The sequence below is a fragment of the Burkholderia sp. Z1 genome, assembly GCF_014893795.1.
GTDB lineage: Bacteria > Pseudomonadota > Gammaproteobacteria > Burkholderiales > Burkholderiaceae > Burkholderia > Burkholderia theae.
In genome coordinates this window covers 2226240-2250160 of record NZ_JACFYL010000001.1, presented here as the reverse complement: position 1 = coordinate 2250160, position 23921 = coordinate 2226240, and the positions used below count along the sequence as shown (strand labels likewise).

Annotated in this window: 26 protein-coding genes; 18 read left to right on the top strand and 8 right to left on the bottom strand. The window is 66.7% G+C overall.

Annotation, left to right across the window (positions count from 1 at the left end; translation table 11 throughout):
- Positions 1-5 precede the first annotated feature (5 nt).
- From H3H55_RS10390 to H3H55_RS10360, 7 genes are all read left to right on the top strand, one after another.
- Positions 6-1034, top strand: a complete 1029-nt coding sequence (locus H3H55_RS10390) for a DNA polymerase III subunit delta' (protein ID WP_048246805.1) — start codon at positions 6-8, stop codon at positions 1032-1034.
- Positions 1035-1175: 141 nt separating this feature from the next.
- Positions 1176-1955 carry a TatD family hydrolase gene (locus H3H55_RS10385; RefSeq protein WP_193098538.1) on the top strand — a complete coding sequence of 260 codons (780 nt, stop codon included), beginning with the start codon at positions 1176-1178 and terminating at the stop codon, positions 1953-1955.
- A gap of 43 nt (positions 1956-1998) precedes the next feature.
- Complete coding sequence (locus tag H3H55_RS10380) at positions 1999-2706, top strand: ankyrin repeat domain-containing protein (protein ID WP_193098537.1); 708 nt, start codon at positions 1999-2001, stop codon at positions 2704-2706.
- A gap of 119 nt (positions 2707-2825) precedes the next feature.
- Positions 2826-3182: a Rap1a/Tai family immunity protein gene (locus H3H55_RS10375; RefSeq protein ID WP_048246810.1), complete on the top strand. Its 357-nt coding sequence runs from the start codon at positions 2826-2828 to the stop codon at positions 3180-3182.
- A gap of 96 nt (positions 3183-3278) precedes the next feature.
- The gene (locus H3H55_RS10370) at positions 3279-4451 is read left to right on the top strand and encodes a mechanosensitive ion channel family protein (RefSeq protein ID WP_048246811.1); all 1173 of its coding nucleotides are present in this window, start codon (positions 3279-3281) and stop codon (positions 4449-4451) included.
- A gap of 34 nt (positions 4452-4485) precedes the next feature.
- Positions 4486-5661, top strand: coding sequence for an AAA family ATPase (locus tag H3H55_RS10365; RefSeq protein ID WP_193098536.1), 1176 nt, complete (start codon positions 4486-4488; stop codon positions 5659-5661).
- A gap of 281 nt (positions 5662-5942) precedes the next feature.
- Complete coding sequence (locus tag H3H55_RS10360) at positions 5943-7007, top strand: glycosyltransferase family 4 protein (RefSeq protein WP_129512314.1); 1065 nt, start codon at positions 5943-5945, stop codon at positions 7005-7007.
- Between the two features lie 96 nt (positions 7008-7103).
- On the opposite strand, the gene H3H55_RS10355 is transcribed toward H3H55_RS10360, so the two are convergent.
- The 3 genes from H3H55_RS10355 to H3H55_RS10345 form a co-directional block, all read right to left on the bottom strand.
- A complete protein-coding gene (locus H3H55_RS10355; protein ID WP_048246817.1) occupies positions 7104-7691 on the bottom strand; it encodes a YSC84-related protein in 588 nt (195 codons plus the stop codon).
- A 226-nt stretch (positions 7692-7917) separates the two neighbouring features.
- Entirely contained in the window at positions 7918-8367 is a 450-nt protein-coding gene (locus tag H3H55_RS10350) for a hypothetical protein (protein ID WP_193098535.1), read from the bottom strand.
- A 258-nt stretch (positions 8368-8625) separates the two neighbouring features.
- The gene (locus H3H55_RS10345; protein ID WP_193098534.1) at positions 8626-8919 is read right to left on the bottom strand and encodes a PsiF family protein; all 294 of its coding nucleotides are present in this window, start codon (positions 8917-8919) and stop codon (positions 8626-8628) included.
- A gap of 271 nt (positions 8920-9190) precedes the next feature.
- Between H3H55_RS10345 and H3H55_RS10340 the strand changes: the two genes are divergently transcribed.
- Positions 9191-10213: an asparaginase gene (locus tag H3H55_RS10340; RefSeq protein WP_129512312.1), complete on the top strand. Its 1023-nt coding sequence runs from the start codon at positions 9191-9193 to the stop codon at positions 10211-10213.
- Between the two features lie 104 nt (positions 10214-10317).
- On the opposite strand, the gene lysM is transcribed toward H3H55_RS10340, so the two are convergent.
- From lysM to gcl, 4 genes are all read right to left on the bottom strand, one after another.
- On the bottom strand, positions 10318-10788 hold the full coding sequence (lysM, locus tag H3H55_RS10335) for a peptidoglycan-binding protein LysM (RefSeq protein WP_034181228.1): 471 nt from the start codon (positions 10786-10788) through the stop codon (positions 10318-10320).
- A 459-nt stretch (positions 10789-11247) separates the two neighbouring features.
- The gene (locus H3H55_RS10330; protein ID WP_048246825.1) at positions 11248-12141 is read right to left on the bottom strand and encodes a 2-hydroxy-3-oxopropionate reductase; all 894 of its coding nucleotides are present in this window, start codon (positions 12139-12141) and stop codon (positions 11248-11250) included.
- 43 nt (positions 12142-12184) lie between these two features.
- On the bottom strand, positions 12185-12994 hold the full coding sequence (gene hyi / locus H3H55_RS10325) for a hydroxypyruvate isomerase (protein ID WP_048246826.1): 810 nt from the start codon (positions 12992-12994) through the stop codon (positions 12185-12187).
- A 43-nt stretch (positions 12995-13037) separates the two neighbouring features.
- Entirely contained in the window at positions 13038-14813 is a 1776-nt protein-coding gene (gene gcl, locus H3H55_RS10320; protein WP_129512311.1) for a glyoxylate carboligase, read from the bottom strand.
- A gap of 172 nt (positions 14814-14985) precedes the next feature.
- Between gcl and H3H55_RS10315 the strand changes: the two genes are divergently transcribed.
- The 10 genes from H3H55_RS10315 (at position 14986) to H3H55_RS10270 (ending at position 22626) form a co-directional block, all read left to right on the top strand.
- Positions 14986-15897 carry a LysR family transcriptional regulator gene (locus H3H55_RS10315; protein WP_048246830.1) on the top strand — a complete coding sequence of 304 codons (912 nt, stop codon included), beginning with the start codon at positions 14986-14988 and terminating at the stop codon, positions 15895-15897.
- A gap of 179 nt (positions 15898-16076) precedes the next feature.
- Positions 16077-16718 (top strand): RNA polymerase sigma factor, encoded by a 642-nt coding sequence (locus H3H55_RS10310; RefSeq protein WP_193098533.1) that lies wholly within the window; start codon positions 16077-16079, stop codon positions 16716-16718.
- Complete coding sequence (locus H3H55_RS10305; RefSeq protein WP_193098532.1) at positions 16708-17613, top strand: anti-sigma factor family protein; 906 nt, start codon at positions 16708-16710, stop codon at positions 17611-17613. The genes H3H55_RS10310 and H3H55_RS10305 overlap by 11 nt, the downstream gene beginning before the upstream one ends.
- A gap of 230 nt (positions 17614-17843) precedes the next feature.
- Complete coding sequence (gene rpsF, locus H3H55_RS10300; RefSeq protein ID WP_006402295.1) at positions 17844-18218, top strand: 30S ribosomal protein S6; 375 nt, start codon at positions 17844-17846, stop codon at positions 18216-18218.
- Between the two features lie 40 nt (positions 18219-18258).
- Complete coding sequence (gene priB / locus H3H55_RS10295) at positions 18259-18558, top strand: primosomal replication protein N (protein ID WP_006486250.1); 300 nt, start codon at positions 18259-18261, stop codon at positions 18556-18558.
- A gap of 4 nt (positions 18559-18562) precedes the next feature.
- Positions 18563-18838, top strand: coding sequence for a 30S ribosomal protein S18 (rpsR, locus tag H3H55_RS10290; protein ID WP_047900883.1), 276 nt, complete (start codon positions 18563-18565; stop codon positions 18836-18838).
- A gap of 27 nt (positions 18839-18865) precedes the next feature.
- Positions 18866-19318, top strand: a complete 453-nt coding sequence (gene rplI / locus H3H55_RS10285) for a 50S ribosomal protein L9 (RefSeq protein ID WP_193098531.1) — start codon at positions 18866-18868, stop codon at positions 19316-19318.
- A 139-nt stretch (positions 19319-19457) separates the two neighbouring features.
- The gene (locus H3H55_RS10280) at positions 19458-20840 is read left to right on the top strand and encodes a replicative DNA helicase (RefSeq protein WP_193098530.1); all 1383 of its coding nucleotides are present in this window, start codon (positions 19458-19460) and stop codon (positions 20838-20840) included.
- 138 nt (positions 20841-20978) lie between these two features.
- Positions 20979-21605, top strand: coding sequence for a DUF47 domain-containing protein (locus tag H3H55_RS10275; RefSeq protein ID WP_048246839.1), 627 nt, complete (start codon positions 20979-20981; stop codon positions 21603-21605).
- Between the two features lie 10 nt (positions 21606-21615).
- Positions 21616-22626, top strand: coding sequence for an inorganic phosphate transporter (locus tag H3H55_RS10270; RefSeq protein ID WP_129512307.1), 1011 nt, complete (start codon positions 21616-21618; stop codon positions 22624-22626).
- Positions 22627-22760: 134 nt separating this feature from the next.
- On the opposite strand, the gene H3H55_RS10265 is transcribed toward H3H55_RS10270, so the two are convergent.
- The gene (locus tag H3H55_RS10265; RefSeq protein ID WP_193098529.1) at positions 22761-23852 is read right to left on the bottom strand and encodes a C40 family peptidase; all 1092 of its coding nucleotides are present in this window, start codon (positions 23850-23852) and stop codon (positions 22761-22763) included.
- Between the last annotated feature and the right edge of the window lie 69 nt (positions 23853-23921).

Below are 23921 nucleotides of genomic sequence, written 5' to 3'. Positions count from 1 at the left end.
ACCACATGATCTATCCGTGGCAGACCGACGACTGGAACCGCCTGCAGCAACTGCGCGCGCAATGGCCGCATGCGCTGCTGCTGCACGGCCAGGCCGGGATCGGCAAGCTGCAGTTCGCGCAGCATCTCGCGCAGGGCTTCCTGTGCGAATCGCCGAAGCCGAACGGCGAGCCGTGCGGCGCATGCGCGGCCTGCAACTGGTTCTCGCAGGGCAACCATCCGGATTACCGGATCGTGCTGCCCGAGGCGCTGGCCGGCGAGGCGCCGGGCGCCGCGGACGACGCGAAGCCGGCCGACGCGGACGAAGGCGGCAAGAAAACGCGCGCGCCGAGCAAGGAAATCAAGATCGAGCAGGTGCGCGCGCTGCTCGACTTCTGCGGGGTCGGTTCGCACCGTGGCGGCGCGCGCGTCGTCGTGCTGTATCCGGCCGAGGCGCTCAACGTCGCCGCGTCGAATGCGCTGCTGAAAACGCTGGAGGAACCGCCGTCCGGCGTCGTGTTCCTGCTCGTGTCGGCACGCATCGACCGCCTGTTGCCGACCATCATCAGCCGCTGCCGGCAGTGGCCGATGTCCGTGCCGGCGCCCGACGCGGCTGCGGCGTGGCTCGCCGCGCAGGGCGTCGACCATGCGAGCGCGCTGCTTGCCGAGGCCGGTGGCGCGCCGCTCGCCGCGCTGGCGCTTGCAAGCGACGAGAACCGCCCGCTGCGCGACTACACGCTCGGGCAGCTCGCGGCCGGTGCGGCATGCGATCCGTTCGCGTGCGGCGAGACGCTGCAGAAGCTGCCGGTGCCGCTGGTGCTCGGCTGGCTGCAGCGCTGGTTGTACGATCTGCTTGCGCAGCGGATGGCGGGTGCGCCGCGCTACTTCCCGATGCACGCGGCGGCGCTCGCGCGCTGCGCGGAGTCGGTCGACGCGAACGCGTTCGCGCGCTTCATGAAAGCCGTGACGCGCCAGCGGACGGTCGAGAACCATCCGCTCAACGCGCGGCTCGTATTCGAGGAATTGTTTCTCGGATATCGGGAAATATTCGCGTGATCCGGCATTGTTTCGCGTGGGTTGCGAAACGATGAACGGTTCACGCGGCGACGCGACCGTGGCCGGCCGGCCCGCGAACGCCGCCCGTTGCCGCATGCCGGCGAGCGCATGAGCGCTGGCCTTACGTATTCAGGAAACACGATGTTCGTCGATTCTCACTGCCACATCAATTTCAAGGGCCTGGCCGACCGCCTGCCGGCCGTTCTCGAGAACATGCGCGAGCACGACGTCACGCACGCGCTGTGCGTGTCCGTCGATTTCGAGACGCTGCCGGAGGTCCTCGCGATCGCGGACGCGCACGACAACGTCTACGCGTCGGTCGGCGTGCATCCCGATCACGAGGACGCGCGGGAGCCGACGCTCGCGGAGCTCGTCGAGCTGGCCGCGCACCCGAAGGTCGTCGCGATCGGCGAAACGGGCCTCGACTACTACCGTCTCGAAGGCCGCTCGATCGCCGACATGGAATGGCAGCGCGAACGCTTTCGCACGCACATCCGCGCCGCGACCGCGACGATGAAGCCGCTGATCGTCCATACGCGGTCGTCGTCGGAGGACACGCTGCGGATCATGGCCGAGGAGCGCGCGGACGTGCCGGGCGGCGTGATGCACTGCTTCACCGAGCCGTGGTCGGTCGCCGAGCAGGCGCTCGCGCAGAACTTCCATATCTCGCTGTCGGGCATCGTCACGTTCAAGAACGCGACCGACGTGCAGGACGTTGCACGGCGCGTGCCGCTCGACCGGCTGCTGATCGAGACCGACTCGCCGTACCTCGCGCCGGTGCCGTATCGCGGCAAGCCGAATGAACCTGCGTACGTCAGCCATGTCGGACGCTTTATCGCATCCGAGCGCGGGATCGCCGTCGAGGCGCTTGCCGATGCGACGACGCAGAACTTTTTCCGGCTGTTCAAGATCGCCCGCTAACGACGCGCGCGCAGCCGACAACCCAGGGAAGGAGCCCACAACAATGACGAAGCCGACCAACCATCTGCCCAAACGCGCACGCGTTGCCGCCGCACTCGTCGCGAGCAGCCTGTTCGCCGCGGCCGGCGCGCATGCCGAGTCGCTCGACGCGGTCGTCAAGGCGGTCAAGTTCGACGACATCGCCGACATCGGCAAGCAACTGAAGAACGGCCTCGATCCGAACACGCTCGCGCCGAACGGCGATCCGCTGCTGGTGATCGCCGCGCGCGAGAAGTCCGACAAGGTCGCGGCGGCGATCGCCACGACGCCGAACGTCGACCTCGAGAAGGAAGACAAGGCCGGCGAGAACGCGCTGATGCTCGCGTCGCTGAACGGCGACGTCGGCCTCGCCAAGCTGCTGATCGACAAGGGCGCGGAAGTCAGCAAGAAGGGCTGGGCGCCGCTGCACTACGCGGCGACCAACGGCCAGGACGCGGTCGTCAAGCTGCTGCTCGATCACGACGCCTATATCGATACCGCATCGCCGAACGGCACGACGCCGCTGATGATGGCCGCGCGCGGCAACCATGCGACGACGGTCAACCTGCTGCTCGACCAGGGTGCCGATCCGCAGGTGAAGAACCAGCTCGGCATCACCGCGCTCGAGTTCGCGAAGCACTACAAGGCGCCGGACGCGATCGAGATCCTGAGCAAGCGGACGGTACGCGTCGGCGGGTCGGCGCCGGCCGATGCGCAAAAGAGTGCAAAATGACGGTTTTCGGCGTGGCAGGCGGAGCGCGCCCGGCCGGTTTCCGGCCGGAACAGCGTGCCCCGGCGCCGCGCCGGCCAAGGCAGCAGGCGGCCTCGGGCCGCATTGACATAAGGAACACCATGTTGCGCGCAATGTTTTGTGCCGTGGCGTTTGCCGTGCCGTTGTCGGCGGCGGCTTTCACGGGCGCGGATCTCGACCGGCTGTGCGCGAAGACGGACGTCAAGTCGCGGGCGTCGTGCGCGGCCTACATCGAAGGCGCCGCCGACGGCGTCTACAACACCATCGACGCGATTGGCGGCACCACGGGGCCGCGTGTCGGCCAGTATTTCTGCCTGCCGCCCGACATCCGGGCGCAGCAGATGACCGACGCGGTGCGCAAGTACATCGCGGAAAATCCGAAGCTGGCCGACTACAACGCGAGCACCGCGGTGTCGCTCGGTCTCGGCAAGGCGTTTCCCTGCAGGAGCGGCAACTGATTTGAAGCCGTGTCCAGGCGCGTGCGTTGCCCGGACGTCGCCGACGCATCCAGGACGAGGCGTGTGCGCCTCATAACCTAGACATCCCGGGCGCCGATGATTTCAATCGAGGAACTGCAGCGCATCGCCGATGCGCCGCTGCATTCGTGGCTCGGCACGTTGGGCGTGTCGGTCATCGTCGTACTGGTCGTCACGATCGTGCATCGTCTCGGCGCACGCATCGTCAAGCGCGTCGCGCAGCCGTATCCGCTGATGAGCGTGATGCTGCGCTACATCGACAAGCCGTCGCTCGTCGTGCTCGCGCTGCTGGCGCTCGAATTCCTGTGGGTCCAGGCGGACGACGGCATGTCGTTCGTGCGCGGCATGCGCACCGCGGCGGCGGTCGGCTCCATCGTGTCGCTCACGTGGCTGCTGGTGCGGCTCGCGGCCGGCGTCGGCGACGCGATCATCCAGGCGCATCCGATCGATACGGCCGACAACCTCCAGGCGCGGCGCATCCATACGCAGGCCAGGGTGCTCGTGCGGACCGTGATGGTGCTGATCGTGATCATCGGCACCGGTGCCGCGCTGATGACGTTCCCGAATGTGCGCCAGGTGGGCGCGAGCCTGCTGGCATCGGCCGGCGTCGCGGGCCTGGTCGCCGGTATCGCCGCGCGGCCGGTGCTCGGCAACCTGATCGCCGGGTTGCAGATCGCACTCACGCAGCCGATCCGGCTCGACGACGTGGTCGTGATCCAGGGCGAGTGGGGACGCATCGAGGAAATCACTGGTTCGTTCGTGTCGGTGCGGTTGTGGGACCAGCGGCGCCTCGTCGTGCCGCTGCAATGGATCATCGAGAACCCGTTCACGAACTGGACGCGCAACAGTTCGGAGATCATCGGCACGGTCTTCCTGTCGGTCGACTACCGCACGCCGCTCGCGCCGCTGCGCGAGGAACTTGCGCGGCTCGTCCATGCAGCGCCCGAGTGGGACGGCCGCGTGCAGGTGCTGCAGGTGACCGACGCGACGGAGCGCGCGATGCAGTTGCGCGCGCTAGTCAGCGCGGCCGATTCGTCGTCGTGCTGGGACCTGCGCTGCCGCGTGCGCGAAGGATTGATCGCGTACCTGCAGGACCGCTATCCGCAATGCCTGCCGCGCAGCCGGATGGAGCTGTATCCGCATGATTCCGCGCCGGACGCGCCGAATCCCGAACGGCCGCATGCGCGGCCGCCTGCCGCCAGCACGGCGGCCAACACCGCAGCCGATCCGCAGGCCGGCGAAGGCCGCTGAACGCGGCCCGCATGCTTGCCCTCCTTCCCTTGTCATGACCGCGCTGAAAACGCTCGCCATCGCCAATTACCGCTCGCTGCGCGAGCTGATCGTGCCGCTCGCGGCGCTCAACGTCGTCACCGGACCGAACGGGAGCGGCAAGTCGAGCGTGTACCGCGCGCTGCGGCTGCTCGCCGACACTGCGCAGGGCCGCGTGATCCCGTCGCTTGCCCGCGAGGGCGGGTTGCCGTCGACGCTGTGGGCCGGCCCCGAGCGCTTCTCGAGGGCGATGCTGGCCGGAGATGTGCCGGTGACCGGCACGGTGCGCAAGGGGCCCGTGAGCCTGAAACTCGGCTTCGCGTGCGACGATTTCGGCTATTCGATCGATCTCGGCCTGCCGCTGCCGAGCCACTCGCAGTTCGCGCTCGATCCGGTGGTCAAGCGCGAATGCATCTGGGGCGGCGCGTTGCTGCGCCCGTCGACGCTGCTGGTCGACCGGCAGGGCGCGCAGATCCGCGCGCGCACCGCGTCGGGCGAGTGGCAGACGATTCCGCAGCAGGTCGCGAGCTTCGACAGCATGATGACCGAGTTTGCCGACCCGACCGGCGCGCCCGAAATGATCGCGGTGCGCGAGCGGATCCGCTCGTGGCGTTTCTACGACCATTTCCGGACCGATGCGCAGGCGCCCGCACGGCAGTCGCACATCGGCACCCATACGCCGGTGCTGGCGGACGACGGGGCCGACCTGGCCGCCGCGTTGCAGACGATCCGCGAAATCGGCGACGGCGCGGCACTCGATGCGGCGATCGATGATGCATTTCCCGGCGCGTCGGTCGAGATCGACAATCCGGGCGGCCGCGGCCGTTTCGACGTGCTGATGCGCCAGCCGGGGCTGCTGCGGCCGCTCGCGGCGGCCGAACTGTCCGACGGCACGCTGCTCTACCTGCTGCTGGCGGCCGCGCTGCTGACGCCGCGGCCGCCGGCGCTGATGGTGCTGAACGAACCGGAGACGAGCCTGCATCCCGATCTGCTGCCGGCACTCGGCCGCCTGATCGCGCAGGCCGCGCAGCGCTCGCAGGTGCTCGTCGTGTCGCACGCGGCGCGGCTCATCGCGACGCTCGAGCGCGAGGCCGGCTGCGAATCGCTGGTACTCGACAAGCAGCTTGGCGCGACCGCGCTCGTCGATGCCGACACGCGCGACCTGCCGGCATGGAAGTGGCCGTCGCGTTGACGGGCGGGCGGCGCGCGGTCGCCGCGAGCGGTGCGTCGAGGGTCGAATCGGCCCGGTTGTGCCCGATGCGCTTCGATCGGACTCGATGGGCGGAATGTATCCTGTCTGTAACAACGCCCATAAAATGAAAGACGGGCGGTTCCGGGCATCGGGATCGCGAATAATAATGAGATAACCGGCTGGCGCCGTGCCGGCCAGCGCTGCAGGGAGGCGCGGTGAGCGCGCAAGCGCATCCGCCCGCCGGCCGTGCGGCAACGGACAGGACACTGGAGACGTGGACCATGAGAATTGCGCAGATCGCCCCGCTGACCGAATCCGTACCGCCGAAGCTGTACGGCGGCACGGAGCGCGTCGTGTCCTACATCACCGAGGCGCTCGTCGATCTCGGCCATGATGTGACGCTGTTCGCCAGCGGCGATTCGACGACGCGGGCGAAGCTTGAGCCCGTCTGGCCGCGCGCGCTGCGGCTCGATTCGTCGATCCGCGACCGCGTCGCGCCGCACATGCTGCTGATGGAGACGGTCGCGCGCCGCGCGAAGGACTTCGACGTGCTCCATTTCCACATGGACTACTACTCGTTCTCGGTCTTCAACCGGCAGGAAACGCCTTACGTGACGACGCTGCACGGCCGGCTCGACCTGCCCGAGCAGCAGCCGGTGTTCGACACGTTCAACACGGCGCCGGTGATCTCGATTTCGAACTCTCAGCGCCAGCCGCTGCCGCAGGCGAAATGGCTGACGACCGTCTACCACGGGCTGCCCGACACGCTGTACATGCCGCAGCCCGTCGAGCCGCGCTATCTCGCGTTCCTTGGCCGCATCTCGCCGGAAAAGCGGGTCGACACGGCGATCCGCATCGCCGCCCAGTGCGGGCTGCCGATCAGGATCGCCGCGAAGATCGATGCGGCCGACCAGGAGTACTTCGACCGCGAGATCAAGCCGCTCTTTGCGTTGCCGCACGTCGAATACATCGGCGAGATCGCCGATCACCAGAAGGCCGAATTCCTGTCGGGCGCGCATGCGCTGCTGTTCCCGATCGACTGGCCGGAGCCGTTCGGCCTCGTGATGATCGAGGCGATGTCGTGCGGCACGCCGGTGATCGCCTTCAATCGCGGCGCGGTGCCCGAAGTGGTGGACGAGGGCGTGTCGGGTTTCATCGTCGAGGACGAAATCAGCGCGGTGGCCGCGGTGAACCGGCTGCACCTGCTGCCGCGTGCGCGCGTGCGGCAGCGCTTCGAGGCGCGCTTCACGTCGCGCCGGATGGCGCAGCAGTACGTCGACGTCTACCAGTCGGTGATCCGCGCGCAGAAGCGCTCGCGCTTCAAGGTGATCGATTCGACGACCTGACGGCGGACGCGGGCGGATAAAAAAACGGCGATGCCCGCGTGGACATCGCCGTTTGCGCATGGCCCGCGCGCGGTGCGCACGGGCGGTGCGTCAGCGTCAGATCTTGAGCTTCGTGACCTTCGTGCCGTTGATCGACACGTCGCCCATCAAGCCGGCGTTCGTCAGCACGACGACCTGGACCGGTGCGGTGGCCGTGGTCGTGTCGATCGCGCCATTCGCGCCCATCTTCACGAGCGCGACCGATGCGCCGGCGCCGGCGGCCCAGCCGTCCGAGCCGCGGAATTCGTCGAGCGATTCCTGCGTCATGAACAGGAACACGATCGCCTTCGACTGAGCGCCGGCCTGCAGGCCGACCGACAGCGACGACGTGTTGTAGTAGCCGACCGTGCTGCCGCCGACGCGCAACGAGCCGTTGCCCGACTGGCCGCCGACGATGAAGCCTGCCTGGATCACGTCCGGGAAGACCAGCACGCCGCGCGACTTCGCGACGAGCTCACGCGAACCCTTGACCGTCGAATACAGGCGCGACAGCGTGGCGTCGACGCTCGAGTCGATTGCCTGACGCTTCGACGCGTTGGTTGCGGCGTTGTCCGGTTTGTCCGGGGTGGTGGTGCAACCGGTGAGCGCGAGGCTACCGACGATGAGCGCCGCGGCGGCTTTCAGCACGAGATTCCGTTTTTGCATCGTTCTTCTCCATCGGATGACGTTCGGAGTGAGTCTCGCTCAAGGAGCGGATCACGTCGGCAGTTATATCACAGTGGATTACAACCCCTTTTCGTCGCCGCAAGAAAAGGCGACAAATCGCTTGGGTATGTCGCGGCGCGCCAACGGACGGGCAGGCGCCCGCGCGCCGGGCACCGGACGGCCGGCGGGAGCGCGACGACGAATCGGACGGCGCCCGTGGGGCGCATCAGTGCGGGACCGGCGGGACGGGGGGCTTGATCGGCGGGCGGCGCAGCGCGCGGCGGATCAACGCGATCACGACGCCGCAGGCGAACAGGAATGCGGCCGGCACGACCCAGTAGCCGACGAACGCATGCCACAGGTAGCCCGCGAGCGTATTGCGGCGCACCACGTATTCGTCGCGGGCCGCCTGCTGGCGCGGCGCATTGGCGGCGAGCACGTCGGCCGGGCAGCCGGCCGCGCGCGCCTCGTCAGCATCCCCGTGGCACTTCGCGGCGGCGCCGGCGGCCTGCTGCGCATCGGTGAGCTGCCAGGTGGTCAGCGCGAGCTGCAGGTCCGCCTTGTTGTAGGCCATTTCCTCGCGGATCTCGCGGACGGCCACGATCGCGACGGGCACGGCCCAGAACACGATCACGATCAGCCAGCGGCGGAACCAGCGGTGTTGTCTCCATGCCATCCATGCCTCCGTTTGACGCGCATGCGCGTTCGTCTCGAGGGCGGCCCGATGGCGCTTCTTGTACTTGGGTGGGCCGCGTTGCAGCCATCATAGAAGAAAACGCGGCGAATTGCCGCACCATGTGGCGGCGCCGGTAGGGCAGGACGGGAAAGCGGGGCGGGAGGGGGCGGAACGCGTGCGTCGATGCGCGTGCAACCAAAACAAAAATGCCGCGCCCGCCGAAGCGGTGCGCGGCATTCGATACGGGAGCGCCGTGGCTCAGGCGGCCGGCTGGTTGCTCAGGCAGCTCTTCATGAACGCCTTGCGGTCGTCGCCCTTCTTGCCGGTGGCCTGCGTGTTGCACGCCTTCATCTTGTCCTGCTGCGACATCGCTTTCGAGGCGGGCTTCGCCGACAGGCAGTCCTTCATGAACGCCTTGCGTTCGTCGCCCGTCTTGCCGGTTGCCTGGGTGTTACAGGCCTTCATCTTGTCCTGCTGGTTGTTCGCCGCGAACGCGGGGGAAGCCAGCATGCCGCCGAGCAGCACTGCGGCTACGAGCGATTGGATTTTCATTTCGACACTCCCATGGGGTGAATTGCGTGTTATCGACGCCGTCACGAAGCCCGACACGATGTGGATAGGGTCGCATCGCGCTGCGTGCTCCGATTATGGCAAATCAATGTGAAAACACCAAAACGGCACTTTCTATAACGTTGTGCGCGCCACGGCCGTTGACGACGCGACCGAAAGGGCGATCGGGACAAACCATGACGCGCGGCGGCCGGTGTCGTCCGCCGTGCCGGAACCCGCCGGATCCCGGCCGCGAGCCATTACAATCGCGGCCATGAATACTCCGAATCCCGCATCCTCTCCGTCCACCGCGGTGCTGCCGCGTATCGCCGTGCTCGCCACCGGCGGCACGATCGCCGGCGCCGCACCCGACGCGGCCAGCACGGCCGGCTACCAGGCCGGCGCGCTCGGCGTCAATTTCCTGGTCGACGCGGTGCCGGCGCTCGCGTCGGTCGCACGCATCGACGCCGAGCAGATCGCCAGCATCGACAGCAAGGATCTCGCGCTGCCGCTGTGGAACACGCTCGCCGCGCGGATCGACGCGTTGATGGCCGATCCGGCGATCGACGGCATCGTGATCACGCACGGCACCGACACGCTCGAGGAAACCGCATACGCGCTGCATCTGGTCGTCCGGGGCGACAAGCCGGTCGTGCTGACAGCCGCGATGCGCCCGGCGACCGCGCTGTCGTCCGACGGTCCGCTGAACCTGCTGAACGCGGTGACGGTGGCCGCGCATCCGTTGGCGCGCGGGCAGGGCGTGCTGGTCGCGTTCAACAACCGGATCCATGGCGCGCGCGACGTCGTGAAGACGAGCACCTATGCGGTCGACGCATTCCAGTCGCCGGAGCTCGGCGCACTCGGCTGGGTGCAGGACGGCCGCGTCGAATTCGCGCGTCGCGTCACGCGGTCGCGCGACACGCAACTGGCGATTGCGGCAACCTGGCCGTCCGTCGAAGTCGTCGTGAGTTATGCAGGCGTGACGCGCACGGCCGTCGACGCGCTGGTTGCGGCCGGCGTGCGCGGTCTCGTCGTCGCGGGCACGGGCAACGGCTCGATCCATGCGACGCTGCAGGCGGCGCTGGCCGATGCGGCGAACGCGGGTGTTGCCGTGGTTCGCGCGTCGCGCGTCGGTTCGGGTCACGTGATGCGCAACGGTGCCGCGAACGACGATGCGCTCGGCTTCGTGAGTGCGGGTTCGCTGAATCCGTTCAAGGCGCGTGTGCTGCTGATGCTCGCGCTGGCAAACGGTATCCGGGCGCGCGACGAACTGCAGCGCCTGTTCGATACGCAGTGATGCAGTGACGCGGTGACCGATACGCGCCGATCGGGCGCGCGCGTCACCCATGAAAAAAGGCAGGCCATCGGCCTGCCTTTTTTGCGTCAATCCGGCAAGAATGCTCAGGACTGCGGCGGAATCACGAGCTTCTGGCCCGGGTAGATCCGGTCCGGGCTCGACAGCATCGGCTTGTTCGCTTCGAAGATCGCCGGGTACTTGTTCGCGTCGCCATACACTTCCTTGGCGATCGCCGACAGCGTGTCGCCCGGCTTCACGTCGTGGTACTGCACTTCCGGATCGTCCGGCTGGAGGTCGTCGTCGTTGACGCCCGCGACGCCCTGCACGTTGCCGGCCGCGACCTTGACCTTGGCCTTCGTGTCGAGGTCGGCGACGCTGCCCGACAGCGTGACGGTGCGCGATGCGCCGTCGAATGCGACGGTCAGGTTCGACGTGTCGAGACCTTGCGTGCTGATGTAGTTCTTGATGGCGTCGGCCGCGGTCTGGTTTGCGGCATTCGGATCTTCCGCCGCTTGCGCGTCGGCATGACCCAGCAGTTTTTCACCCGCCTCTTTGATAAACGAAAGAAGACCCATCGTTGCACTCCTTAGGTGGTTGAAAAGAAAACGCGCCGTGAAGTGGCGAAAAAAACACCGCGCTGGGCGCGTTCACCGGGGTGAGCGCAAGCGCGGCGGTTTTCTCGAAAGGCGTGGCGAAAGTGTAGGCGTTCAACGCGACGATTGCATGAAAAATCGCACGCTCGAACGTAAAGAAATGTAATACGCGAAATCCGACAGGCGGACACCCGACGACGACGTCTGACCGACCAAGGCTTCCCCGGCGCCGCCGGGTGCCGCTGCGGACCCCACCACGCCGCTCTCAGCCCAGAGCGGCGTTTTTCGCCCCGTCCCGCATGCCGTTGGCGATGCGTGGCGGGGCGCCCCACCGTGATGCGCGAGCACGTCGCGCATCGATGCGACCGGTCGTGACCGAATCGCGTGTGTCTGTCGCGCGTTTCCGCCATTGCAGCGGAAACGCGCGTCGTTGCATCCGCGTTACGCGGCCGGTGTCTGGCCGATTTCGAAGTTCGACATGATCTCGAGCGCGCGCACGAGTGCCGAGTGATCCCATGCCTTGCCGCCGTGCGACGCGCACACGCTGAACAGCTGCTGCGCGCTCGCGGTGTGCGGCAGCGCGAGGCCGAGCTTGCGTGCGCCGTCGAGCGCGAGGTTCAGGTCCTTCTGGTGCAGCTCGATGCGGAAGCCCGGATCGAACGTGCGCTTGGTCATCCGCGCGCCGTGCACTTCGAGGATGCGCGACGCGGCGAAGCCGCCCATCAGCGCCTGGCGAACGCGCTCCGGATCGGCGCCCGAGCGTGCGGCGAACAGCAGCGCTTCGCCGACGGCTTCGATGTTCAGCGCGACGATGATCTGGTTCGCGACCTTGCAGGTCTGGCCCGCGCCGTTGTCGCCGACGAGCGTGATGTTCTTGCCCATCTTCTCGAACAGCGGCTTCGCGCGCTCGAATGCCTGCTCCGGGCCGCCGACCATGATCGTCAGCGAGGCTTCGCGGGCACCGACTTCGCCGCCGGACACCGGCGCGTCGAGGTAGTCGCAACCGAGTGCGTTGATCTGCTTCGCGAATTCCTGCGTGTCGAGCGGCGAGATCGAGCTCATGTCGATCACGAGCTTGCCGGCCGTGAGGCCCTTGGCGACGCCGTCGTCGGCGAACAGCACGTTACGCACGTCGGGCGTGTCCGGCACCATCACGACGATGACGTCCGCGTTCTGCGCGACTTCGGTCGAGTTCGCGACGACCTTCGCGCTGGTGCGCAGGTCGTCCGGAATCGGGAACGCACCGTTCACGACGAGCTGGTGGTCGCCCTTGAGCAGGTTGCGCGCCATGTGCGCGCCCATGATGCCGAGGCCGATGAAACCGATGGTTGCCATGTTGAATGTCTCCTATAGGGGCGAAAACGGGAAGGGGCGGATCTCAGGCGGCGCGGCGCGCCGAGCCCGGTGCGCAGCCGGCGACGCTTTGCAGCCAGCCGAGGCCTTCCGTCGTGGTGGTGCGGGGCTTGTATTCGCAGCCGACGTAGCCGGCATAACCGAGCCGGTCGAGCAGGGCGAACAGGAACGCGTAGTTGATCTCGCCCGTGCCCGGCTCGTTACGGCCCGGGTTGTCCGCGAGCTGGACGTGGCCGATCGATGCGAGGTTGCGTTCGATCGTTGCGGCCAGTTCGCCTTCCATGCGCTGCATGTGATAGATGTCGTACTGCAGGAACAGGTTGTCCGAGCCGACCGCGCGGATCACGTCGAGCCCTTCGGACGAGCGGTTCAGCGCGAAGCCCGGGATGTCGAAGCTGTTGCACGGCTCGACGAGCAGGCGGATGCCTTCGCGCTTCAGTGCGTCGGCGGCAAAGCGCAGGTTGTCGACGATCGTGACGAACGTCTTGTCGCGCGCCGTGCTGGCCGACGGGATGCCGACCAGGCAGTTCAGCTGCGGTACCTTCAGTGCCTTGGCGTACTCGATCGCACGGCCGACACCTTCCTGGAACTCGCCGACGCGATCGGGCAGGCACGCGATGCCGCGCTCACCCTGGTCCCAGTTGCCGGCAGGCAGGTTGTGCAGCACGAGGCGCAGGCGGTGCGTCTCGAGTTGCTCGGCGAGTTCCTCTTTCGCGTACGGATACGGGAACAGGAACTCGACGGCGTCGAAGCCCGCGTCCGCGGCCGCCTTGAAGCGGTCGAGGAACGGCACTTCGTTGAACAGCATGGTCAGGTTTGCAGCAAACTTCGGCATGAGCTAAGCCTCTTCGGTCGGTCAGTCAGGAATGTGTTGAGGATCAGTCGAGCATCGAGATGGCGGTCGGTGCGTGCTCGGCCTTTTCGGCGAGATCCTCGAACTCGTTGATCGCGTCGATTTCGGTGCCCATCGAGATGTTCGTCACGCGCTCGAGGATCACTTCGACGACCACCGGCACGCTGAACTCTTCCGCGAGCGTCTGCGCCTGGCGCAGCGCCGGCTCGATCTCTTCCGGCTTGAACACGCGCAGCGCCTTGCAGCCGAGGCCTTCCGCAACGGCCACGTGGTCGACGCCATAACCGTTCAGCTCCGGTGCGTTCACGTTGTCGAACGCGAGCTGCACGCAGTAGTCCATGTCGAACGCACGCTGTGCCTGGCGGATCAGCCCGAGGTACGAGTTGTTCACGACGACGTGCACGTACGGCAGCTTGAATTGCGCGCCTGCTGCCAGTTCCTCGATCATGAACTGGAAGTCGTAGTCGCCGGACAGCGCGACGATCGGGCGGCTCGGATCGGCGGCACGTACGCCGAGCGCGGCGGGGATCGTCCAGCCGAGCGGGCCGGCCTGGCCGCAGTTGATCCAGTTGCGTGCCTTGAACACGTGCAGGAACTGCGCGGCGGCGATCTGCGACAGGCCGATCGTGCTGACGTAGCAGGTATCGCGGCCGAACACCTTGTTCATCTCTTCGTACACGCGCTGCGGCTTGACCGGCACGTTGTCGAAGTGCGTCTTGCGCTGCAGCGTGCGCTTGCGTTCCTGGCAGTCGGCCACCCATGCGCTGCGGTCCTTCAGCTTGCCGGCGGCCTTCCATTCCTGCGCGACCGCGACGAACAGCTCGAGTGCCGCCTTCGCGTCGGACACGATGCCGAGATCCGGGCCGAACACGCGGCCGATCTGCGTCGGCTCGATGTCGACGTGCACGAACTTGCGGCCCTTCGTATAGACCTCGACGCTGCCCGTGTGGCGGTTCGCCCAGCGGTTGCCGATGCCGAGCACGAAGTCGGACGCGAGCATCGTTGCGTTGCCGTAGCGGTGCGACGTCTGCAGGCCGACCATGCCGGCCATCAGCGGATGGTCGTCCGGAATCGCGCCCCACGACATCAGCGTCGGGATCACCGGCACGCCGATCGTTTCGGCGAACTGGACCAGCAGGTCTTCGGCCGCTGCGTTGAGCACGCCGCCGCCCGACACGATCAGCGGCTTGTCCGCGTCGTTGAGCATCGTGAGCGCCTTCTCGATCTGCGCGCGGGATGCCGCGGGCTTGTAGATCGGCAGCGGTTCATACGTGTCGATATCGAATTCGATTTCGGCGAGCTGCACGTCGATCGGCAGGTCGACCAGCACCGGGCCCGGACGGCCCGAGCGCATCAGGTGGAAAGCCTGCTGGAACACGCGCGGCACGAGCGCCGGCTCGCGCACGGTGACGGCCCACTTGGTGACGGGCTTCGCGATCGACTCGATGTCGACGGCCTGGAAGTCTTCCTTGTACAGGCGGGCACGCGGTGCCTGGCCCGTGATCGCAAGGATCGGAATCGAGTCGGCCGACGCGGAGTAGAGGCCCGTGATCATGTCGGTGCCGGCGGGGCCCGACGTGCCGATACACACGCCGATGTTGCCCGGTGCGGCACGCGTGAAGCCTTCGGCCATGTGCGATGCGCCTTCGACGTGGCGCGCCAGCACGTGGCTGATGCCACCCGACTTGCGCATGGCGGAGTAGAACGGGTTGATGGCTGCACCCGGCACGCCGAACGCGGTCTGGATGCCTTCTTTCTCGAGCACGAGCACAGCTGCGTCGACGGCTCTCATCTTGGCCATGAATGTCTCCTTGAATGGGGTGGATCTTGCAAATGGGTCTGTTGGGAACACTTTAGGGACGCAGGAAAGGTTTGATAAGATCAGCCGGAGTCGCTTATTTCGAAACTAAAAGTATGGAATGACGGCCGGACGGGGTTTCCCGCCGGTGTCGGAACCGAGACGGAGACGGGAGATGGATCGCTTCAAGCAGATCGAGACGTTCGTGCGGGTCGCGGATGCCGGTAGCCTCGCGGCCGCGGCGCTCGAGGAGGGTGTGTCGCCGGTGGTGCTCGGGCGGCGCATCGACGCGCTCGAGAAGCGCCTCGGCGTGAAGCTGATGTACCGCTCGACGCGGCGGCTGGTGGTCAGCGAGGAGGGCGCCGCGTTCCTCGAGCGCTGCCGCGGGCTTCTGTCCGAATGGGACCAGGCCGAGAACGAGCTGGCCGCCGGGCGGCGCGCGGTCAGCGGGCACCTGATCGTGTCCGCGCCGGCCGCGTTCGGGCGCAAGCACGTCGCGCCGCACGCGCCCGGCTTTCTCGCCGACAAGCCCGAGATGCAGCTGTCGTTCAACCTGACCGACCGGGTCGTCGATCTCGTGCGCGAAGGCTACGACCTGTCGATCCGGATCGGCGGCGCCGTCGATCCGAACTTCGTCGCGGTGAAGCTCGCGTCGAACCGGCGCGTCGTGTGCGGTACGCCCGATTATTTCCGCCGGCACGGCCGGCCGAAGTCGCTCGACGACCTGCTCAAGCACAACTGCCTGGCCTTCAACCTGCAGGGCGGGCAGAACCGCGGCTGGTATTTCCAGCGCCACGGCAAGATCGCGACGATGCGCGTGGCCGGCAATCTCGACTGCAACGACGGCGAGCTGCTGCACCGCTGGGTGGCCGAGGGCCTCGGGCTCGGCTGGCGCTCGACCTGGGAAATCGCCGCGCAGCTCGAAACGGGCGAGCTCGAGACCGTGCTCGACGAGTATGCGCTGCCCGACTACGACATCCTGGCGGTCTACCCGCAGCAGCGCTACGTGCCGGCGCGCGTGCGCTATTTCATCGACTACCTGCGCGCCGCATACGCGCTTCCGGGCTACTGGAGCACCACGCCGTAGCAGGGGCGGGCGGCCGGGCCGCAACGCCGTCCGGCGATTTTTTTTACGCTTCGTGCGCGCGGCGCGGGAATAAACTCGACGCAACGACGGTAAGGTCATCGAGCGTGCACGTTGCCGGTCTGTCCGGGCATCGTGCGCGGAACGGGCGCGGCGTCGGCCGCCGGGACCAGGGAGGCCATGTGGGGCAAGCCGGACAGGCGGTCGATGAGCAGGTGGCGGACGACGCGGTAGCGCGCGGCGAGCGGTTTCGCACGCTCGTGCTGCCGCATCTCGACGCCGCGTACAACCTCGCGCGCTGGCTGAGCGGCAGCGCCAGCGATGCGGACGATGTCGTCCAGGACGCGTGCATGCGCGCGCTGCGCTTCGTCGATTCGTGTCGCGGCGACAACGCGCGGCCGTGGCTGCTGACGATCGTGCGCCACACCTGGTACACCGAATGGCGGCGCCGGACACATGCGCACGAGGTCGCGCTGCCCGACACGCTCGATGACACCGAGGCGCTCGACGACTGGCAGCCCGCGACCGAGGATCCGCTCGCGCAACTGCTGCGCGGCGAGAACGTGCGGCTCGTGAATGCGGCGCTCGCGAAGCTGCCGCCGGAATACCGCGAGGTGCTCGTGCTGCGCGAGATGGAAGATTTGAGCTACCGCGAGATCGCGGCGATCGCGGACGTGCCGGTCGGCACGGTGATGTCGCGGCTCGCGCGCGGCCGCCGCAGGTTGGCCGTGCTGCTGGGCGGCGCGCCGGCGCCGGCGGCCGGCGGCAAGCCGGGCCGTACGCCGGCGGGTGGAAATGCATCGGAGGCTATCGATGGACTGTAACGAAGCGCGAGCGTTGCTGGACGCGGACGTCGACCGCGAGCTGTCGGCGCCCGATGCGTTGCGGGTCCAGCAGCATGTCGAAGGGTGCGACGCGTGCCGCCGCGAACGCGCGCGGATCGTCACGCTGGTGCAGGCCGTGCGGCAGGCCGACTATCACCGCGCGCCGGATGCGCTGCGAGCGAGCATCCTTGCGGCGTTGCCGGTAGCGGATGTCGGGCGGGCCGGCGAACCCTCGCGGGCGGAACCGCGGCCCGCGCCGCAAGCGCAGGCGCGACCGAAAGCGCCGCCGCGCGGCCGCCGCTGGTTCTTCTGGCCGACCGGCAGCGGCGTGCCGGCACGCCCGGCGCCTGCCGGCACGGGGCCGCGCGTCGCCGCGCTGCCCGGGCTCGGCTGGGGCGTCGCGCTGCTGGTGGCACTCGCCGCGGCGGCCGGGATGGCGCTGTCCGCGCGCCACGCCGACACCGACCGCACGGTCGACGAACTCGTCTCGAGCCACGTGCGGGCCGACCTGTCGGCGCGCGACATCGACGTGATCTCGACCGACCGGCATACGGTCAAACCGTGGTTCAACGGCCGGCTCGACTATGCGCCGCCGGTCGAGGATCTCGCGGCGAGCGGCTTTGCGCTGGTCGGCGGCCGGCTCGACTATGTCGGGCGTCGCCGCGTCGCGGTGCTCGTGTACCGCTACCGGCAGCACGTGATCGACGTCTACGTGCGGCCGGCCGGCGAAGGGCAGGCAAACGCGCCGTACACGACCGTGTCGCAGGGTTATGCGCTCGACCGCTGGGACGCGGCCGGGATGACGTGGTGGGCTGTGACCGACGCGGAGCCGTCGGCGCTCGCGGCGTTCAGGACGGCGCTCGACGCGCGGCTCGCCGGCACGCGCACTGAGTAGCGGCGCGACGGGGCACGGGTCCGCCCAGGATCCGGCCCCGATCTCAAAAAGGCCGCAACGCAGCCGATTACGCAGGGCCGGCCCTTCAAGTCTTTGAAAACACGGCTGAATCCAGCCGCGAGCCGTCGATTGGCCTTGCACGAGCCCCGTATCCGGGTTAGAATCTTCGGCTTCTCACTTGCCACACCGGTTCAGACGCCCGGGTGGCTTTAATCCACAAGGAGTGTGTAATGCGTCATTACGAAATCGTATTCATCGTGCACCCCGATCAAAGCGAGCAAGTGCCCGCGATGATCGAGCGTTACAAGACCACGATCACGTCGCACGGCGGTCAGATCCACCGCGTCGAAGACTGGGGCCGTCGCCAACTGGCCTACATGATCGAGAAACTCGCGAAGGCTCACTACGTCTGCATGAACATCGAGTGCGACCAGACGACGCTCGACGAACTCGAACACGCGTTCAAGTTCAACGACGCCGTGCTGCGCCACCTCATCGTCAAGATGAAGAAGGCCGAAACCGGCCCGTCGCCGATGATGAAGGAAGTTCAGCGCGAAGAAGCCAAGAAGGCGGCTGCAGCTCAGCCGACCGAAGCGCAGGCTTAAGTTCGTCATTCATTAAGCCATCAAGGAGCGCGTCACTCACGTGAACAGGTTGCAATTGACGGCGAGCGTCGTCGAACGCGCACCGGTGCGATATACGCCGGCAGGTGTTCCGATCGCAAGCGCCACGTTGCACCACCGCACGGAAGTCGTCGAAGCAGGCATTCCCCGTCAGGTCGAAATGACGATCGAGGCGGTGGCGGCCGGTGAGGCGAGCGGCAAGCTGGAAAGTCGTGAAATGGGCGTCGAAACGCTGTTCACGGGCTTCCTGGCAAAGAAAAGCCGCAACGCGAGAACCTTGGTGTTTCACATCACAGCATTGCAGGACATTGGAAAGGACTGAAATCATGCCCCGCCCGACTGGTAAGAAATTCGACAAGCGTCGTCAGCAACAAAACCCGCTCTTCAAGCGCAAGAAGTTCTGCCGTTTCACGGCTGCCGGCGTCGAGCAGATCGACTACAAGGACACGGAAACGCTGAAGGACTTCATCGGCGAAAACGGCAAGATCACGCCGGCTCGTCTGACGGGTACGAAGGCGCACTATCAGCGTCAGCTGGACACGGCAATCAAGCGCGCGCGTTTCCTCGCGCTGATGCCGTACACCGATCAGCACAAGGCGTAATCAGGCGACGCAATAAGGAGAATTCGAATGCAAATCATTCTGTTGGAAAAAGTCGCCAACCTGGGCAACCTCGGCGACATCGTCAAGGTCAAGGACGGTTACGCTCGCAACTTCCTGATCCCGAACCGCAAGGCTCGTCGTGCAACGAAGGAAGCGATCGCTGAATTCGAAGTCCGCCGCGCGGAACTCGAAAAGATCGCCGCTGAAAAGCTGGCAGCATCGCAGGCAGTCGGCGAAAAGCTGAACGGCCAATCGTTCGAAATCACGCAGAAGTCGGGCGTTGACGGCCGTCTGTTCGGCTCGGTCACGAACGGCGACGTCGCGGAACTGCTGAAGAAGGCAGGTTTCGAAGTCGAGAAGCTGCAAGTTCGTATGCCGGAAGGCCCGCTGAAGATGATCGGCGAGCACAACGTCCAGATCGCACTGCACACGGACGTCGTCGTCGACGTCACGGTCAACGTGATCGGCGACCACGCGTAAGCGTACGCAAGCTTCCCGGGCGGCTTCCGCTGTCCGGACAAGGGCAGGCGCCCGGGCAACCGGGGCCTGCCTTTTTTATTGCCCGTTCGCTGGTGGCCGGTATGGCGCCGTCCTGTGTAATTCGCGATAATCCCAACCCATGAACGCGCCGCAAGATCCCCAAATCGAATCGCTGAAAGTCCCGCCGCATTCGGTCGAAGCCGAACAGTCGGTGCTCGGCGGCCTGTTGCTCGACAACGCGGCATGGGACCGGATTGCCGACTTCCTGTCGCAGGGCGATTTCTACCGCTACGACCACCGGATCATCTACGAGCACATCGGCCGGCTGATCGCGTCGACGCGCCCGGCCGACGTCGTGACCGTGTACGAAGCGATGGTCACGTCCGGCAAGGCCGACGACGTCGGCGGGCTCGCGTACCTGAACGCACTCGCGCAGAACACGCCGAGCGCGGCGAACATTCGCCGTTATGCGGAAATCGTGCGCGACCGTGCGGTGCTGCGCCGGCTCGTGTCGGTCGCCGACGAAATCTCGGCGGACGCGTTCAATCCGCAGGGCAAGGAAGTGCGTCAGCTGCTCGACGAAGCCGAGTCGAAGGTGTTCTCGATCGCCGAAGAGGGCGCGCGCGGCAACCAGGGCTTCCTCGAGGTCGGCCCGCTGCTCACGCAAGTCGTCGAGCGCATCGACACGCTGTACCACACCGCGAACCCGAGCGACGTCACGGGCACGCCGACGGGCTTCGTCGACCTCGACCGGATGACGTCCGGGATGCACGGCGGCGAGCTGATCATCGTCGCGGGGCGCCCGTCGATGGGCAAGACCGCGTTTTCGATGAACGTCGGCGAATATGTGGCGGTCGAGTACGGGCTGCCTGTTGCCGTGTTCTCGATGGAAATGCCGGGCACCCAGCTCGTGATGCGTATGCTCGGCTCGATCGGCCGGCTCGATCAGCACCGGATGCGGACGGGTCGCCTGACCGACGAGGACTGGCCGAAGCTGACCCATGCGGTGCAGAAGATGAGCGAGGCGCAGATCTTCATCGACGAGACGGGTGGCCTGAACCCGATGGAATTGCGCTCGCGTGCGCGGCGTCTCGCGCGGCAATGCGGCAAGCTCGGCCTCATCATCGTCGATTACCTGCAGCTGATGTCGGGCTCGTCGCAGGGCGAGAACCGCGCGACCGAAATCTCGGAAATTTCACGTTCGCTGAAGAGTCTCGCGAAGGAACTCGACGTGCCGGTGATCGCGCTGTCGCAGTTGAACCGCGGCCTCGAGCAGCGCCCGAACAAGCGTCCGGTGATGTCGGACCTGCGTGAATCCGGCGCAATCGAACAGGATGCGGACGTGATCCTGTTCATCTATCGCGATGAAGTTTACAATCCCGACAGCCCGGACAAAGGGACGGCCGAGATCATCATCGGCAAGCAGCGTAACGGTCCGATCGGACCCGTTCGACTCACATTCCTTGGGCAATACACGAAGTTCGACAATTTTGCCGGGGCGCAGAACTTCCTCGGCGAGTAACGCCGGAAGTAAACCCCTATTTCGCCAAACGTTGTATTCAATCCCGGCGCGCGCATATGTGCGCGCCGAGTCGCGACCGGAAACGGTACAATGTCGCCCGTTTTCGTGACAGTAGTTTGACAATCTCTCAGGAATCCCATGTTCGGTCGATTCATGCCCACCGAGGGCAAGTTCTTTGAACTCTTCAACGCGCACGCGAAGCACATCGTTTCCGGTGGCCGCGAGCTCGAACTGCTGATCGACAATCTCGCCGACGCCGAGATTCACAAGCAAAACGTGCAGACCGCCGAGAAGGCCGCTGACAAGCTCACGCACGAAGCGATCGATTTGCTGCACAAGACTTTCATCACGCCGCTCGATCGCGACGAGATCCACAAGCTGATCACGACGATGGACGACATCCTCGACCTGATGGAAGACGTCGCGACGGCCGTGTCGCTGTACGACGTGCGTGCCGTCACGTCAGAGGCGAGCCAGCTCGCGCACATCGTCACGCAGTCGGCCCAGCACGTGCAGCAGGCGGTCGGCATGCTGTCCGACATGAAGCAGTCGGGGCAGATCCTCAAGCAGTGCGAGGAGATCGACCGCTGGGAGTCGGAGGCCGATCGCGTGCTGCGCGCGGCGATGTCGAAGCTGTTCCGCGAGGAAGACGACGTGAAGACGCTCATCAAGCTGAAGGCGATCTACGAGCTGCTCGAAGAGATCACCGACAAGTGCGAGGACGTTGCGAACATCATCGAAGGCATCGTGCTGGAAAACGCCTGAGCGGACCACGATGCATTCGATACAACTCGCCCTATGGATGGTCGCGACGCTGGTGCTCGTCGCGCTCGTATTCGACTTCATGAACGGCTTTCACGACGCGGCGAACTCGATCGCCACCGTCGTGTCCACCGGGGTGCTGAAACCCCAGCAGGCCGTGGTGTTCGCGGCCGCGTTCAACGTCATCGCGTATTTCATCTTCCACCTGAAAGTCGCGCAGACCGTCGGTAAAGGCACGATCGATCCCGAGATCGTCGACCACTACGTCGTGTTCGGCGCGCTGGTCGGTGCGATCGGCTGGAACGTGATCACCTGGTACTACGGGATTCCGTCGAGCTCGTCGCACGCGCTGATCGGCGGCCTCGTCGGCGCGGCACTCGCGAAGTCGGGCTGGAGCTCGCTGAACATGGACGGGCTGATGAAGACCGTCGCGTTCATCTTCATTTCGCCGCTGCTCGGCTTCGTCCTCGGTTCGCTGTTCATGCTCGGCGTGTCGTGGCTGTATTTCCGTACCGCGCCCAGCAAGGTCGACCGGCGGTTCCGGCGGCTCCAGCTGCTGTCGGCCGGCCTGTACAGCCTTGGCCACGGCGGCAACGACGCGCAGAAGACGATCGGCATCATCTGGATGCTGCTGATCGCGTCGGGTTATGCGTCGGCGACGTCCGATGCGCCGCCCGCGTGGGTCATCGGCGCGTGTTACCTGTCGATGGGCCTCGGCACGCTGTTCGGCGGCTGGCGCATCGTGCGCACGATGGGCCAGAAGATCACGAAGCTCAAGCCGGTCGGCGGTTTCTGCGCGGAAAGCGGTGGTGCGATCACGCTGTTCATCGCGTCGTTCCTCGGCATTCCCGTTTCGACCACGCATACGATCACCGGCGCGATTGTCGGCGTCGGCGCGACGCGCAAGCTGTCGGCCGTGCGCTGGGGCGTTGCCGGCAACATCGTGTGGGCATGGGTGCTGACGATTCCCGCGTCCGCGCTGATCGCGGCCGGCGGATGGTGGCTCGGACACCGGATCTTCTGATCGCCAACACCGCAGGATCGACATGAAATGCGCCGCACGCCGAAAGGCTGCGGCGCATTTTCTTTTGTGGCTGCGGGAGTGAGCGACGAACGGCCGGTGCTGTTTCAGGTGGCCGCAGGCAGCGACGAAACGGGTCAGTAACTTCCGTTCGCGAACCGGGCGATCGGATCGTCGGCCGTGCCGGTGCGCGGGGCGACGGGCGCGGCTTGTGTCGATGCACGCAGTACCTGCACGGCGGCGGGCTCGGTGCTGCGCGCAGCCGTCGCGGCAGGGGCGGGTGCCGGTTCCGCGTCGAAAGCGGCCGCCTGGGCGGCCGTCAGTGCCGTGGTCGGAATCTGTGTGCCGACCTCTGCCGGGCTGGCCGGCGCCGCATTCGCCGCCATCGCGGTTGCGCCGTCATTCGCGGACGTCGCCTGCTGCTGAGCTGCCTGCACGCGCGGCGGCGGCGGTTCATACGGATCGGCGGGCGCGGCCGCCGGTGCAACCGCAACCGCGGCGGTCGACACGGCCTGCGTGGCCGGCGTGACCCGAGCGGGGGACTGGGTCGCTCCGGCTTGCGACGACGCATAGGCCGGCGGGCGCGGTGCGGCGGCAGTCACGACGACAGGGGCGGGCACGACTGCCGGCGGGTTGCGCGGCTCGTCGCGCCGCGCGTCGTAGGTCGGCGCATCGAACGGCGCGGGCGCCGTGCGCGGCGGTGCGACGCGGCGAATGCCGTCGAAGCGCTTGGCCCAGTACGGGTTCGTCAGGTAGTCGAGCCGCACGGTGCCGCCCGTCGACGGTGCGTTGACGAAGCGCAGCTTGCCGACATAGATGCCGACGTGCGAATGCGGCCGCCCGGTCGTGTTGAAGAAGATCAGGTCGCCCGGTGCGACCTGGTCGGGCTCGATCGACACGCCGCGGCCGCTCATGTCGGCGGTCGTGCGCGGCAGGTTCACGTCGGCCGCGCGGCCGATCACGTAGCGCACGAGCCCGCTGCAGTCGAAGCCGCTCGTCGGGGTGTTGCCGCCCCAGCGATACGGAACGCCGACGAGGCTCATCGCCTGGATCGAGATTTCTTCCTGGCCGACGCTGTGGTCGACGAATTTCGGGAAATTGGCGGGTGCCGGGAATGCGCGCGGCGTCGTGATCTTCATTCCCGGGTCGCGCGATGCCGACTGCGGCGGCACGCTCGAGCAAGCCGCAAGCAGAGAAACGACGGTGACGGGAACCCAGATTCGAAGCATGGCAAGGCGGGCGAGCGCGGCGCGCTCGCGAATCGTATGACAACAGACAGACCCGATGGTAGACGCTCC

Coding starts and splice junctions, on each gene's coding strand:
- H3H55_RS10390 (WP_048246805.1), top strand. CDS start 6: ATGATCTATCCGTGGCAGACCGACGACTGGAACCGCCTGCAGCAACTG.
- H3H55_RS10385 (WP_193098538.1), top strand. CDS start 1,176: ATGTTCGTCGATTCTCACTGCCACATCAATTTCAAGGGCCTGGCCGAC.
- H3H55_RS10380 (WP_193098537.1), top strand. CDS start 1,999: ATGACGAAGCCGACCAACCATCTGCCCAAACGCGCACGCGTTGCCGCC.
- H3H55_RS10375 (WP_048246810.1), top strand. CDS start 2,826: ATGTTGCGCGCAATGTTTTGTGCCGTGGCGTTTGCCGTGCCGTTGTCG.
- H3H55_RS10370 (WP_048246811.1), top strand. CDS start 3,279: ATGATTTCAATCGAGGAACTGCAGCGCATCGCCGATGCGCCGCTGCAT.
- H3H55_RS10365 (WP_193098536.1), top strand. CDS start 4,486: ATGACCGCGCTGAAAACGCTCGCCATCGCCAATTACCGCTCGCTGCGC.
- H3H55_RS10360 (WP_129512314.1), top strand. CDS start 5,943: ATGAGAATTGCGCAGATCGCCCCGCTGACCGAATCCGTACCGCCGAAG.
- H3H55_RS10355 (WP_048246817.1), bottom strand. CDS start 7,691: ATGCAAAAACGGAATCTCGTGCTGAAAGCCGCCGCGGCGCTCATCGTC.
- H3H55_RS10350 (WP_193098535.1), bottom strand. CDS start 8,367: ATGGCATGGAGACAACACCGCTGGTTCCGCCGCTGGCTGATCGTGATC.
- H3H55_RS10345 (WP_193098534.1), bottom strand. CDS start 8,919: ATGAAAATCCAATCGCTCGTAGCCGCAGTGCTGCTCGGCGGCATGCTG.
- H3H55_RS10340 (WP_129512312.1), top strand. CDS start 9,191: ATGAATACTCCGAATCCCGCATCCTCTCCGTCCACCGCGGTGCTGCCG.
- lysM (WP_034181228.1), bottom strand. CDS start 10,788: ATGGGTCTTCTTTCGTTTATCAAAGAGGCGGGTGAAAAACTGCTGGGT.
- H3H55_RS10330 (WP_048246825.1), bottom strand. CDS start 12,141: ATGGCAACCATCGGTTTCATCGGCCTCGGCATCATGGGCGCGCACATG.
- hyi (WP_048246826.1), bottom strand. CDS start 12,994: ATGCCGAAGTTTGCTGCAAACCTGACCATGCTGTTCAACGAAGTGCCG.
- gcl (WP_129512311.1), bottom strand. CDS start 14,813: ATGGCCAAGATGAGAGCCGTCGACGCAGCTGTGCTCGTGCTCGAGAAA.
- H3H55_RS10315 (WP_048246830.1), top strand. CDS start 14,986: ATGGATCGCTTCAAGCAGATCGAGACGTTCGTGCGGGTCGCGGATGCC.
- H3H55_RS10305 (WP_193098532.1), top strand. CDS start 16,708: ATGGACTGTAACGAAGCGCGAGCGTTGCTGGACGCGGACGTCGACCGC.
- rpsF (WP_006402295.1), top strand. CDS start 17,844: ATGCGTCATTACGAAATCGTATTCATCGTGCACCCCGATCAAAGCGAG.
- rpsR (WP_047900883.1), top strand. CDS start 18,563: ATGCCCCGCCCGACTGGTAAGAAATTCGACAAGCGTCGTCAGCAACAA.
- rplI (WP_193098531.1), top strand. CDS start 18,866: ATGCAAATCATTCTGTTGGAAAAAGTCGCCAACCTGGGCAACCTCGGC.
- H3H55_RS10280 (WP_193098530.1), top strand. CDS start 19,458: ATGAACGCGCCGCAAGATCCCCAAATCGAATCGCTGAAAGTCCCGCCG.
- H3H55_RS10275 (WP_048246839.1), top strand. CDS start 20,979: ATGTTCGGTCGATTCATGCCCACCGAGGGCAAGTTCTTTGAACTCTTC.
- H3H55_RS10270 (WP_129512307.1), top strand. CDS start 21,616: ATGCATTCGATACAACTCGCCCTATGGATGGTCGCGACGCTGGTGCTC.
- H3H55_RS10265 (WP_193098529.1), bottom strand. CDS start 23,852: ATGCTTCGAATCTGGGTTCCCGTCACCGTCGTTTCTCTGCTTGCGGCT.